Genomic DNA, 12792 nt, shown 5'->3' with positions numbered 1-12792 from the left:
CGAACGGCTTGTCGGTCATCTCGCGGGTCTGACGGATCCAGCTACGTAACTGGTCCGGCGAGCACGCCGCGGCGCCGAGGACGCCTAGCCCCCCTGCATTCGATACCGCGGCCGCGAGCGCGGGGACACTTGCCCCGCCCATTCCGGCCAGAAAGATCGGATATTCGATCTCGAGAATTTCGCATATGCGCGTTTGTAGCGGCATGTTATTTATTCTCCCGTCTTAGACATTGCGGTTCGCAAGTCTTCTAAATTTGTCCCCACCTCACTTTTTGAGAAACCAGATCAGGACTTCGTTCAGCTAAATAATTTGCCGAACCTGACACAAGGCGGGCCATGGCCTGCCGCGCTTCCTGGGCATCACCTGTGCGTACCGCTTCCAGAACGCGGCGCAGGATTCGCAACTGGACTGCGCGCTCCTGGGCGGAATAGCCGAGCGAGCGCGAAAATTCGCGGGTCAGTAAATGCAAGGTGGAGGTCAGAAGGCCGAAAAGCGGATTGCCGCTGGCCCAACCGAGCAGGTCGTGAAACCGACGGTTAAGTTCCTCGAACTGGCTTCCCGCCTCATTCCGCTCAAGCTCTTTAAGGCAATCGGCGAGTGCGCTGAGGTCGCCTGTGGTCGCGCGCTGGGCGGCATAGGCTGCAACATCCGGCGCTATGGCTTCACGCAGTTCGAGCAGACCCCTCAGGTCTGCTTCCATGAATTGCAGGATGAGAGAAAGACTATTTGCGAAATCACCGGACTGCGGGCGCGCAACCACCGGGCCCCCGCCACGGCCCAATTGAAGGTGGATTACGCCCTGAAGCTCCAGGAAGCGGAGCGCTTCACGCAAGGTTGCTCTGGCGACTTCGTACCGCGCGAGCATTTCTTCTTCGCGTGGCAACCGGTCTCCCGCAACGCGTGCACCAGCTTCAATGTCGCGAACGATGTCTTGTGCGAGCGAAAGTGCACGCTTTGCCTTCTTTGCGTTATAGGCCCTGGGCTGCATCTTTGAACCTAATATATTATCATAATTAATCTGATGAACGGCCAAATCAAGCGTTTAGCTTCCATGGTTGTAACTAATCGTCAAGTATGTATGATAATATTTAAAAGTGGCATGTTGCGGGGCCGCTAATTTGCCAGAAGGTGGCGCGCTATTTTCGCGTACGGACTGAAGGATAGAACATGAGTATAGAAACAATTGAGCTGAACACGGCCGAAAAAATCGCGACCATTCCGATCGAGCAAATCGATGTTTCACGGCCGAGCCTTTTTCAGAAAGATACAATTGGCCTGTTTTTCGACCGATTGCGCAGAGAGGATCCAGTCCACTACTGTCCTGAGAGCAAAGTCGGGCCATACTGGTCGGTTACCAAGTTCGACGACATCATGGCCGTTGACACCAATCACAAAGTCTTCTCGTCGGAAGCGAAGCTCGGCGGAATTGCCATTCAGGACATGCATGCGGGGGAAGGTGCGCTTGAGCTTGAAATGTTCATCGCCATGGATCCGCCCAAGCACGATCAGCAACGCAAGGCCGTTAACTCCGCAGTCGCGCCGTCAAACTTGCAGTTGCTCGAGCCGACAATCCGTGAGCGTGCGTGCAAGATACTTGATGATCTGCCGGTTGGTGAGGAAATCGACTGGGTTAATAAAGTCTCGGTCGAGTTGACCACAATGACCCTTGCGACCTTGTTCGACTTCCCTTGGGAAGAGCGGCGCAAACTCACTCGCTGGTCCGACATCGCAACGGCCGCGCCTGAAACCGGTATCGTCGAATCTTATGAGGCAAGGCGCAAAGAACTGATTGAATGCGCGATGTATTTCAAAGGGCTCTGGGATCAGCGTATTAACCAAGACCCCAAGAACGACCTCATATCCATGATGGCGCATTCTCCGGCGACGCGGGACATGCCCTTCCTAGAGTTTCTGGGCAACTTGCTGCTGCTTATTGTGGGCGGCAACGACACTACGCGGAACTCGATCAGCGGCGGCGTGCTCGCCCTTAATCAGAACCCTGAAGAATATCGCAAGCTGAATGAGGATCCGTCGCTGATCACCAGCATGGTGCCAGAGATTATCCGCTGGCAGACTCCGCTGACCCATATGCGCCGGACTGCGCTCCAGGATTACGAGATTGGCGGTAAGCTGATCAAAAAAGGTGATAAAGTGGTGATGTGGTATCTGTCGGGCAACCGGGATGAGTCTGTCATCGAGAATGCTGACCAGTTCATAATCGACCGAAAGAACCCACGTCATCACCTGTCCTTTGGCTATGGCATCCATCGCTGCATGGGCAACAGGCTTGCAGAACTGCAACTTAGGATTATCTGGGAAGAGATCCAAAAGCGTTTCGCGAAGGTCGAAGTGACCGGCGAGCCCGAGCGTCTGTTTTCGAACCTTGTGCGAGGCATCACGAAACTGCCTGTGCGGCTCCACGCTCGCTGACTGGGGACACCACTGAGCCTTTCACGCAAGCGCGAAGCGGTCGATCATGTGGTGGAGACATTCGGCGCAACCGAGCGTCGGGCTTGCCGCGTAATCGGCCAGCATCGTTCCACCCAGCGCAAGCCGCGCGTGCCGCGTCAGGATGAGGATGTGCTGACAGCGGCCATCATCACCCTGGCTGAATGGTTCGGCCGGTATGGCTATCGTCGCATTACGGCCCTGCTGAGACGGGGTGGCTGGCATGTGAGCGAGAAGCGCGTCTATCACATCTGGCGGCGTGAAGGGCTGAAGGTCCCGATGAAACAACCGAAACGTGGCCGTCTCTGGTTGAGTGACGGCTCCTGCATTCGGATCAGACCAATGCACAAGGGGCATGTCTGATCCTATGATTTCGTCCAGGATCGCACGCATGATGGGAAGGTCTTCCGCATGCTGTGCGTCATTGATGAGTTCACTCGCGAATGCCTCACCATCCGCGTCGAGCGCAAGCTGAACTCCCGCGATGTCCTCGACACGCTGGGCGATCTGTTCGTCGTGCATGGACCGCCTGGGTACATACGTTCGGACAACGTCCTACATTCTGAACTTTTGGCAGGTTTCGGGCGCAAAGCCTCGTCCCGTAGTTTCCAGATACGGGTCTTGAAGTCAATTACCGGGTGGGCTTCCGCCGCACTGGAAGAGCTCGCAGCCATAGCAAACACAGGATCCATGCGAGTGAGGTTCGCTGGTCCTTACCGTCCTTAACACGGGATGCCGATCCGAGCGGAAGATCCGAACATTATCTACGAGGTCGCCGATAGACTGGCGCCTCAACGGCGCGCATCAGAGAGAGATTCTCCCGCCCGGTACCGCCCCTTCGTAGAAGGGGCGGTAAGCTTTTCCGCTCTTGATGATGGCATGCGCTGTGCGCGCCATCTTGGCGGTAACCGCAGTGAGCGCTTTGCGCCGGAGATCGGGATTGTCCGGATCCCTGGCGATATAGCGCGTATATTTATCCCTGAAATTGTTCTCCTTCTGGCGGATCGCGACCAGGCCGGCCATCCAGAGCGCCCGGCGAAGCCGTGCGTTGCCGTATTTCGACAGTTTCGTCTGTCCCCGGAAAGTGCCGGACTGATGCGTTGAGAGGTCCAGGCCGCAGAATTTCAGGAACTGGCGATGATGACCAAACCGGCGCAGGTCGCCGGCTTCAGCGAGAATGGTCAGGGCGATGATCGGGCCGATGCCGGGGATTTGCTTGAGGGCCTCGAAGTCAGGGGTTCCGCCCAGAAGGGCTTCAGCTTCCGCTTCGATCGTATTGCGCTGGCGGTTCAGGCTGCGCGCCTCCGCCAGAACCATGCGGAACATCGCGATGGCCCTGCTGTCGACCGGAACCGGCAACCCGATTGATTCTTTTGCGGTTTCACAGATGTCCACGATCAACCTGGCCTTTGAAACCTTCTTGCCAACAATGTCCCAGGCGGCGGCTGAGAAGGCTTCTGGAGACAAGGCCGTGATCGATGCCGGGGGCGGGAACGTCTCGAGCAGGGCGAAGAACCAGTCGCGCCTGGAGCTTCCCAGGAACTTCTCGATCTCGGGAAAATAGAGTGGCAGATAGTGCGTCAGGATCCGGTGAATGGTCTGCGTCCTTGCTCTCGACACGGCCTCATGCGTCTTCGAGAGCTCCTGGATATCTGCGAGGCCGGCGACCAAGGGATCCAGATAGACCTGGCTGAGACCTGTCGCCAGCATATGCAGGATAACCTGGGCATCCTTCGGATCATTCTTGTCCCATCCGTTGTGGATGGCTTCGCGCTGGCGAGCGAGTGCCATGGAAGAGATCAGGCGTGTCTTGATGCCGGCATCGACCAGTCTCCAGGCCAGTGCCCGATGATAATTACCGGTTGCCTCAAACCCCGTAACAACCGGACGGTCGAAAGCCTTCAGCCGTTGAATAAAGCGGTCGTGCTCTGCGCGCTGGTTGAGCACAACAAGACGCCGCCGTCGAGGCGACCCAGGCATCTGTATCAGAACATCATTGCGCTTCTTGGAAATGTCGATCGCGACGAGCACAGCATCCTGTGCGATAGAATGAATCCTGGCCATGGCCGGTCTGCTCCTCTTCGGTGGTGGTTGGAATAACCACTGTAAGAGGTCCTGCGGCCCGGTCATGGCCTCCTGCCTGCGTGCGGAATGCGCCGCAGGCGGCCATGACCTGCCTTGGTTCCGAATGTGCTACGTCCTATGAAAAGAACGAAAGCTGGAATGAGCCAACAGGTCGTTGATGCGTGACGGCGAACCTGCGTCCCGCTCGTTCGTAAAATCACCCAGGCGTCTTCTGTCGTCAAGGAATCAGTTCTTCCATAGCAAATACAGGGTACGCTGGATTGCGGCCCTCACCGTCCTTAAGACGAGATCCGAATACCCAGGCAGAAGACCCGAACATTATCTACGAGGTCGTGACGATGCATGCCTCAACGGCACTTGCAGAGCGGGGTCCTTCCGCCTGGGACCGCGTCCTTCGAAGAAGGGGCGGTAATCTGTCTCGGTCTTGATGACCGAATGTGCGGTGCGTGCGATCGTTGCGGCAACGGAAGTGAGTGCCTTGCGCTTCAGGTGCGGATCGCTGTGATCTCTGGCGATGTATCTTTCATACTTGTCGCGGAAGCCGTTCTCGCGCTGCCGAATGGCGACCTGTCCCGCCATCCAGAATGTCCGTCTCAGCCTGGCATTTCCAAACTTGGAGAGTTTGGTCTGTCCTCGGAATATGCCTGACTGCTGAGTCGAAAGGTTGAATCCGCAAAACTTAAGAAACTGCCGGTGATGCCCGAAGCGGCGCAGGTCCCCGGCCTCAGCCAGGATGGTGAGCGCGTTGATCGGCCCGATGCCTGGGATGGTCCTCAAGCGTACGAAGTCCGGATGTGTTCCAAGCAGGTCGCTGGCTTGCTGTTCGATCTGATCACGTTGGGCAATCAGATGCCTTCCCTGACCGAGAACGAGACAAAACATGCGGATCGCTGGCGTCTCCGGATCGACCGGCAGGCCAATGGAATCAGCGGCTGTGGCGTATATATCAGCGAGCAACCGAGCTATTGATGCCTTCTTGCCGACAACACCCCAGGCCGCTTCGATAAAAGCATCTTCGGACATGCACGTGATCGATCCCGGCGTGGGGAACTGTTCGAGGAAGGCGAGAAACCAATCGCTGCGCGAGTTGCCCATGAAGCGCTCAGCCTCGGGAAAGTAGAGTGGCAAGTAGTGTGTTCTCAAACGATGCCAGAACTCCGTCTTGGTTTGCGATATGACGGCATGTGTCTTCGACAACTCCTGAATGTCGTTCACGCCGTGCACGAGCGGGTCATGCCAGATCTGGGTTAGCCCAGTCTGCATCATATGCAGCATCACCTGCGCATCCTTCGGATCGTTCTTGTCCCATGAGTTGTGCATCGCCTCGCGCGTGCGTGCCAGCGACAGCGAAGAAATGAGCTTCAACTCAAACCCCGCCTGATGGAGCCGCCACGCCAGCGGCCGATGGTAGTCGCCCGTCGGCTCAAATCCGACCTGAACCGGCACGCCAAAGGCGGTGAGCGTCTCGACAAATCTGTCGATATCTTCCCGCACGTTACGAACTGTGAGGCGTTTGCGGCGTCGCCTCCCTGGGACAGCGATCAGAACTTCATTGCGATGCTTTGCGATATCAATCGCTACCAGAACGGGTTGCCCTGTCTTATGGTGCGTCTTGGTCATGGCCGGTCTCCTCTTCAGTTGTGGTCGGCAAAACCACTGTAAGAGACCTGAAGGCTCGGTCATGACCGCCCGCCTGCATGTGAGAAACAAGCAGGCGGTCACGACCTCCGGAACATCGGTTCCCAATGTGCTATGGCAGTGAATTTACCGGCCAGATCGTGGACCTCTGGGCATATCATTACAAGGTCAGAATGGACTTCTCGCGCCCCGGCAAGCCGCAGCAGAATGGCTTCGTCGAAAGCTTCAATGGATCGCTCCGGGACGAGTGCCTCAACATCAACTGGTTCGCCTCCTTGGCCGAGGCAAGGCGGCTGATCGAGGCGTGGAGGCGCGACTCCAATGAGAGCCGGCTTCACATGGCTCACAATGGGCAATCTCCCGACGAGTTTGCCCGTAACGCCGGCCTATGCCATGGTGGCAAGGTCAAAATCGCCACTGGATTTTAACGCCAAGGCCGGACCACCAGACCAAGCACGTCATTGCCGCTGGATATTAACCCCAGGGCCGGACCACCGATCCCAAGCGTGTCAGCTGAAGCCGGAACTAACTTTTCGGTTGGGCCAGTCCGATTGGACAAGCCATAACCTCTATTGCAAATTTGCATCACCCGTCGACGATCTCTGTCAGGGGGAAAAAAGAATATTCACATTGCAGATAAGTATCATATCATACAGTATTATATAAACATAAGGAGGAAACTAGGTGTATTATTTCAACGCGGTGTCGAAGACAACTGTTTCGGTATCTTTGGCGGTTTTGCTGTTTGCCGCCGGTGCTCATGCGCAAGTTGAGGTGGACGAGCAAGGTGCTGCTGCATCCGCGGCGGAAAATGTGGAGGCCACACGTCGATTGGGTGCAATCACAGTTACAGCGCAAAAGCGCGAGCAGAGCTTGCAGGATGTGCCAATTGTCGTGACCGCCTTGTCCGGAGAGCTTCTCAGCGATGCTGGCGTTCAGGATATCAAGGACCTGACGGTCGTGACGCCGGGCCTGCTTGTAACTTCTTCGTCAAAGCAAGCAAATACTACGGCGCGGATTCGTGGCATTGGCACGGTTGGTGACAATCCCGGTCTCGAAAGCTCAGTAGGCGTCGTTATCGACGGGGTTCCGCGCGCCAGGAACGGCGTTTCCTTCGGCGATCTCGGCGAGATCGAGCGAATCGAAGTACTAAAGGGGCCGCAGGGAACCTTGTTTGGCAAGTCGACCTCTGCGGGCGTCATAAATGTCATCACGAAGAAACCGTCTGACGAGTTAGAGTCGATCTTCGAGGTCGGGATCGGCAACGAAGGTTTCCTTCGCACGTCTGCAGAAGTCACCGGACCGCTTTCTAAGACGGTGAGCGGTCGCCTGTTCGGAGTATACGAAGAGCGCGGCGGTCTTTTGGACGTAAAGACCGGTAACGGTCCACGTACCGAGGACGAAACGAGTCAGTATGACTTCTACTCCGTTCGAGGTCAGCTTCGTTTTGAGCCCTCCAGCGACCTCGAGATTCTTCTCTCTGCTGACTATACTGATCGGGAAGAAGATTGTTGCATGGGTGACTATATCGCGGTGGACCCGGCCAGGGGCCCGCTGATCACGCTGCTGGCTGGCGGTGACGGGGCCTCTGCTTTTCCGATCGATCCGTTCGACCGCGTCGCCTTTGCGAACCGCGACGCCACGCAGACGACCGAGGACTGGGGTGTGTCAGCGAATATCGAGTGGCAGTCCGGCCTCGGTGAATTGACGTCAATCACATCCTATCGCGATTGGGAAAACGGCTCGGGTCAGGATACAGATTTTAGTGCCGCCGATCTTTGGTATCGAGATGACGAAACGTCCAGGGACGCTTTTGCCACATTCAGCCAAGAGTTACGACTCGCGGGCGCGACCGATAACGTCGACTGGCAGGTGGGTGTGTTTTACGCGAATGAAACTCTTGATCGTACAGATTTCATTACTTACGGCAATGATTACTTTTTCTACTTTCAGCAATTGCTGCTCGGTGCGAGTGGTGGTGCGTTTGATCTGTCTTCGCTGCCAGGTAATATCTATACGGGCGAGGCAAATGCAACCGCAGACGTTTATGAACAAACTGCGGATACATACGCCATCTTCACGAACAATACGTTCAGCTTGAGCGATCAGTTCGACCTCACGGTCGGTCTTCGTTATACGATTGATGAGAAGACGCTGGAGTCCAATTTTAATGGCGAAGCGGGTAGCTGTACCACAGCCTTGGCCGTATTTGGCCCTACAGGTGGATTGACACCAACGCTTTGCTTGCCTTGGACAAACGACAACTTTGTGGGTGTGAGCGCCACGCAGGATCGCTCTGACGAGGATTTATCAGGTACAGTAAAGGGGGCATATCGGGTCAGTGAGAATCTGATGTCATACGCGTCCTATTCGCGCGGTTACAAGGCCGGTGGTTTCAACCTTGATCGCAGCCAGTTTGGTCCCTCAGATCCCACGCCATTTCAGCCCAACCTGGATACCAGATTTGATCCCGAAACTGTTGATGCGTATGAGGTCGGCTTTAAGACCAACAATGCGGCAAATAGCTTGTTCTTCAACGGCGCGATTTTCTATCAGGAGTATAGCGACTTTCAGCTCAACACGTTTACCGGTACGAGCTTCATCGTGACATCTGTTCCCGGTGTGATTTCCAAGGGTGCTGAGTTCGATGTCCGATACCTGCCTGAACAGCTTGAAGGGCTGACACTGCAGGGCGGTCTTGTCTATGCGGAAACCCAGTATGATGATTTCGAAGCGGTAGACTTTTTCGCGCCGCCGCGCTTGCCGGGAAGCACAATTTCATTTGCGCCCCGTTGGTCGGGTACGTTGGCCGCAACCTATGAAACCTCGTTCATCAGCGACTGGGATGCGCGCTTCAATGTATCGAGCCGGTTCACTTCAAAGTATAATACAGGTTCGAACCTCGATCCGCTCAAGGAGGTTGAAGAGCTGGTTGTGGTAAATGCAAGAATGTCATTCTACAGTGACAACTCTCCCTTCGAGTTGGAACTGTGGGCGCAGAACCTGTTTGATGAGGACTATTACGAACTTGCTTTCGATACGCCGCTTCAAGGTACCGCTGCCACGCAAACAGCTCCGGGAACAGCTGTTGGTGCTTTCTTGTCACCGCCCCTGACCTTTGGCGCAACCGCTCGTGTTCGGTTTTAGAGCACTTTGAGGCAATGTCAGCTTAGCCTGACTTGAGGAGCCAAGGTGCAAGAGCCAATCTCATAGGGGAGGGAAGCGCGAAGTTCCAGCTGTTGCTTGCGGAGTGGTTGCTGAATATTGTAGCGCTCCGCAAGCCATTTCCAGAGATTTTGTAGAGACAGGAGGCGCGGGCCGGAAGCCCATAAGGATGGGCGTTGGCCTGCCAGCGAACTTTCATCTGGATGGGATCAGAGCCTCGCTGATGAGGAGTTCATGACTTCAGATTCTCGCTAACTGTCGAAAGTAAAACCGCTGCTGAAGCCAGGACTAGGATCAATAACAGGGTTAAAGTCTTGAGCTGCAAGCCGCTCGGCGGATCGCACAAACTCCTTTGCGCGCTGGATCGCAAATCCGGTTGGGACAATTCGCCACGCTCGACGATCACGGTAATCTCGCTCACGCGAGACATGGCCCGATCAATCGAATTGATTGATCAGTATCCCAACATGTGGACGCTTAATATCGTGCACTTCGGTAAGCTGGATCTGGGGCATTCCAGTCTGATCATTTAACCAGGCGCCTGCCACCGTGATCGCGTGAGGGCGATAGCTTCCATTTCCTGATCGTACGCCCGGCGCGATAGTCGGCTCACTTCACCAAAAAGGAAGCTGAAATCGATTGCGGGATCTCATATGAAGCCAGATGCGCGCGACCGCGTGGGCAACTTGACGGGTTTCTCCATTTACAATGATTGTAAGGTAACTTAATAAAGGAATAAGTAAAAGAGTTTATAGTGGACGGATCTTTTGTACGATTGTGATGGATATCTCCATGCGCAGGGGCTGAAGCTGGCGCACAGTTCGGTTGGCGATCCCGCTGCCCCTCCGGTCATTTTTGCCCATGGCGGAGGACAAACTCGTCATGCTTGGAGCGCTGCCGCGAAGGCGGTGGCATTTGAAGGATATCGCTCAATAATCTTAGATCTTCGCGGGCATGGTGAAAGCGACTGGGCTCCAGACGGTGATTACTCTCTCGGAGCTATCGCTCGAGACCTTGTAGAGGTTGGTGAAAGCGTCGCGGTTGGAAGGCCGCGGCCGCATGTAGTCGGTGCTTCGCTTGGAGGACTTGCAGCCATAGTTGCCGCAGGCATGTTTGCGCGCGATGCGTTTGAATCGGTTACTCTGGTCGATATCACGCCGAACATGGACGCCGCCGGCGTCACCAAAGTTGTCGGCTTTATGGGCGCGCATGTTAAGGAAGGCTTTGCTTCGTTGGAACAGGCCGCTGATGTGGTTGCCACCTATTTGCCGCATCGGCCCCGGCCGAAAGACCTTGAAGGGCTGCGTAAGAATCTGCGGCAAGGCGAAGACGGGCGTTGGCGATGGCACTGGGACCCTGCCTTTATCACCGGCGTCACGCGTCGCTCTGGGGTTGCTCGCACCAGTGAGCTGGAGCAGGCGGTTCGGAACATCCGCGTACCGCTTCATCTCATCCGTGGACGTATGAGCGAGCTGGTTACAGAAGACTCCGTCGCGGCGTTTCGTTCCTTGGCACCGAGGGCACATTTCACTGACGTCGCTGGGGCCAGACATATGGTGGCAGGAGATTGCAACGATTTATTTGTCGAAGCAGTCGTGTCCTTTCTTCGTCCGATTCGAGAGCAGACCCCTGCATGAGCACCTCCATGCTCAATGTTAATCAGATACAGGCCGCACTCGATGCGGCCCCCTTCCATCGCTGGCTTGGGCTGAAGGCGATCAGCACAGACAAGGACAAGCTGATACTGCAAATGCCCTGGCGTGAGGAGCTGGTTTCCAATCCGCGAATACAATCTGCCCATGGCGGTGTCATTGCCGCGCTGATTGATCTCACAGGATTTTATGCCCTGCTCGCCGCAGGGAACACGCCTGCTGCGACGGCGGACTTGCGAGTTGACTATCACAAACCTGCCACGCCAGGAACGCTAAGCATGATGGGAAGAATTGTCCGTCTGGGTGCAACTCTTTCCGTCGCCGAAGCCTCTGTCATGAACGCCAGCGGAGCGCTGCTTTCGAGCGGGCGCGGCGCCTACCTGATGCCGGGGCGTGCATGAAGGTTTGCATGATATTCTTGCATTGCGTAATTTTAATTCTGGTCTCGGGGTGTAGGGGCCAGAGTCAGAAGGTCAGGTTGCCCCTGAGCCGACCGGCTTTACGTATGAGGCCGGGGCGGGTGGTCTGTGTAGAAGCGGTTTCCGTGGAATTGGGGGCATGAGGGACATCTATTTGATTGCGTGGGGGCTGCCTCCGTAAAAGTGGCCTGGTATTTGAGTTAGTCTCGGCTTCGATTGACGCGCTTGGGTTCGGTGGTCAGGCTCTGACGTTAAAATCCAGCGGCAAGTTGGACCTGACCACCATGGCAATTCTTGAGATGTCGGCAGAATCTTTCGGCGTTTTTCCATTGCGAACCATGCGAGGTCGGCCTGTAGATCATTTGCAAGTCATGAGAAAGAGCGTCCGGCAATTGAGCACCGCCGGGCTAGATCCTGACAATGCACAATGAAGCTCTTTACGTTCACCGGCACATCGCCCCGGCTAAGAGGTGGAGAAACGTTGCGTCCCTCACAGGAATAGGGTATTGGAATTTCTCCACCGTTCTGAATTTCAGACGCGTTCACCCACTTCTTCTCTTCCTTGCAACGCCGGGCGCGCTGCAGCGCTCCACTGTGCCGGATCGGCGTGATACAGACAAAAAGTGAACTCATGGCCGGAACCGTTGCGAATTCTCAAGAGGGCGGCGGGCTTGCGGTCAAATAATGCCTTTGGAGTCATTAAAGGAAAAACACATGGCTGCCCGGCGCGCGATCCTTTTTCATTCCTGCAGAGTGAAATCGACCGTCTTTTCGACAGTTTCAGCGGCGCAGGTTTCCGCCGTCCGGTCGGAATGCAGGAGGTCTGGCCGCGTCTGGAAGTCAAGGAATGTGATGGTCTGATCGAAGTCGCCGCCGAGCTTCCCAGGGTGGATGAAAAGAATATCGAGGTCAATGTGACCGACAGCCGGCTGACGATCCGCGGGGAAAAGAAACCGGAGAGGGACGAAAAGACCAAGAGCTACCGGCTTGTCGAAAGATCGTTTGGCACATTCGAACGCTCGATCGCGCTCCCGTCCGGTGTTGACACCAGCAAGGTCAAGGCCCAACAAGCGCAAGGGCGCGCTGCATGTCGAAATTCCCAAGCTGGCAAGTTCAAAAAGGACAGCGCGTTGAGGGCTTCCAGTCTCTCTCGGGGTCCTGCCTTTGCATCGCTGGGCAAGTCACATTGCCGCGGTTGGTGCCGGGATGCTTCATATCCAACGCCCTTAACCTGTGAAGCGTCCCGATTTTTTGAGCACGCTGTGCGCGGGCTCAGGGCGGCGAGGCTGGTAACGGAATAAATCAGTGTACCGTAAAAACATAAGTGAGAGATAGGGCGCTGCGAGCACTCTGTTGTTTCCTGTGACCTGCTCCCCGAAAAATC

Annotated in this window: 10 protein-coding genes and 3 pseudogenes; 8 read left to right on the top strand and 5 right to left on the bottom strand. The window is 55.8% G+C overall.

From position 1 onward, the window contains the following. The coding region (locus B2P82_RS10330) for a nitronate monooxygenase (RefSeq protein ID WP_290496963.1) at window positions 1-205 on the bottom strand (205 nt) is incomplete at its 3' end. A gap of 43 nt (window positions 206-248) precedes the next feature. Next, window positions 249-989: a FadR/GntR family transcriptional regulator gene (locus tag B2P82_RS10325; RefSeq protein WP_034766458.1), complete on the bottom strand. Its 741-nt coding sequence runs from the start codon at window positions 987-989 to the stop codon at window positions 249-251. A 179-nt stretch (window positions 990-1168) separates the two neighbouring features. Between B2P82_RS10325 and B2P82_RS10320 the strand changes: the two genes are divergently transcribed. Beyond that, complete coding sequence (locus B2P82_RS10320) at window positions 1169-2431, top strand: cytochrome P450 (RefSeq protein WP_035551931.1); 1263 nt, start codon at window positions 1169-1171, stop codon at window positions 2429-2431. A gap of 3 nt (window positions 2432-2434) precedes the next feature. Then, window positions 2435-3001 (top strand): annotated as a pseudogene (locus B2P82_RS10315) (IS3 family transposase); the annotation flags it as partial. Between the two features lie 252 nt (window positions 3002-3253). On the opposite strand, the gene B2P82_RS10310 reads toward B2P82_RS10315, so the two are convergent. Beyond that, window positions 3254-4513: an IS110 family RNA-guided transposase gene (locus B2P82_RS10310; protein ID WP_035551926.1), complete on the bottom strand. Its 1260-nt coding sequence runs from the start codon at window positions 4511-4513 to the stop codon at window positions 3254-3256. A gap of 368 nt (window positions 4514-4881) precedes the next feature. After that, window positions 4882-6154, bottom strand: a pseudogene (locus B2P82_RS10305) (IS110 family RNA-guided transposase). A gap of 134 nt (window positions 6155-6288) precedes the next feature. On the opposite strand from B2P82_RS10305, the pseudogene B2P82_RS10300 reads away from it, so the two are divergent. The 5 genes and pseudogenes from B2P82_RS10300 to B2P82_RS10280 all read left to right on the top strand — a co-directional run. Further along, a pseudogene (locus B2P82_RS10300) lies at window positions 6289-6600 on the top strand (integrase core domain-containing protein); the annotation flags it as partial. A 256-nt stretch (window positions 6601-6856) separates the two neighbouring features. Beyond that, window positions 6857-9319, top strand: a complete 2463-nt coding sequence (locus tag B2P82_RS10295) for a TonB-dependent receptor (RefSeq protein ID WP_051602738.1) — start codon at window positions 6857-6859, stop codon at window positions 9317-9319. 332 nt (window positions 9320-9651) lie between these two features. Further along, entirely contained in the window at window positions 9652-9870 is a 219-nt protein-coding gene (locus tag B2P82_RS10290; RefSeq protein ID WP_035552743.1) for a hypothetical protein, read from the top strand. Between the two features lie 234 nt (window positions 9871-10104). Beyond that, window positions 10105-10974 carry an alpha/beta fold hydrolase gene (locus B2P82_RS10285; RefSeq protein WP_034766463.1) on the top strand — a complete coding sequence of 290 codons (870 nt, stop codon included), beginning with the start codon at window positions 10105-10107 and terminating at the stop codon, window positions 10972-10974. Further along, window positions 10971-11390: a PaaI family thioesterase gene (locus tag B2P82_RS10280; RefSeq protein WP_034766464.1), complete on the top strand. Its 420-nt coding sequence runs from the start codon at window positions 10971-10973 to the stop codon at window positions 11388-11390. The genes B2P82_RS10285 and B2P82_RS10280 overlap by 4 nt, the downstream gene beginning before the upstream one ends. A 387-nt stretch (window positions 11391-11777) precedes the next feature. On the opposite strand, the gene B2P82_RS17120 is transcribed toward B2P82_RS10280, so the two are convergent. Beyond that, the gene (locus B2P82_RS17120) at window positions 11778-12041 is read right to left on the bottom strand and encodes a YbhB/YbcL family Raf kinase inhibitor-like protein (RefSeq protein WP_290957987.1); all 264 of its coding nucleotides are present in this window, start codon (window positions 12039-12041) and stop codon (window positions 11778-11780) included. 38 nt (window positions 12042-12079) lie between these two features. On the opposite strand from B2P82_RS17120, the gene B2P82_RS10275 reads away from it, so the two are divergent. Beyond that, window positions 12080-12709: an Hsp20/alpha crystallin family protein gene (locus B2P82_RS10275; protein ID WP_051602737.1), complete on the top strand. Its 630-nt coding sequence runs from the start codon at window positions 12080-12082 to the stop codon at window positions 12707-12709. Window positions 12710-12792 lie beyond the last annotated feature (83 nt).

Origin of the sequence: Hyphomonas sp. UBA4494, from assembly GCF_002388935.1 — a bacterium.
GTDB lineage: Bacteria > Pseudomonadota > Alphaproteobacteria > Caulobacterales > Hyphomonadaceae > Hyphomonas.
Note: the sequence above shows the minus strand (reverse complement) of the source record. Positions and strands in the feature narration are given on the sequence as shown.

Bases quoted from the DNA above. Each gene is read 5' to 3' on its own strand.
- B2P82_RS10325 (WP_034766458.1), bottom strand. From the start codon at position 989: ATGCAGCCCAGGGCCTATAACGCAAAGAAGGCAAAGCGTGCACTTTCG.
- B2P82_RS10320 (WP_035551931.1), top strand. From the start codon at position 1,169: ATGAGTATAGAAACAATTGAGCTGAACACGGCCGAAAAAATCGCGACC.
- B2P82_RS10310 (WP_035551926.1), bottom strand. From the start codon at position 4,513: ATGGCCAGGATTCATTCTATCGCACAGGATGCTGTGCTCGTCGCGATC.
- B2P82_RS10280 (WP_034766464.1), top strand. From the start codon at position 10,971: ATGAGCACCTCCATGCTCAATGTTAATCAGATACAGGCCGCACTCGAT.
- B2P82_RS17120 (WP_290957987.1), bottom strand. From the start codon at position 12,041: ATGAGTTCACTTTTTGTCTGTATCACGCCGATCCGGCACAGTGGAGCG.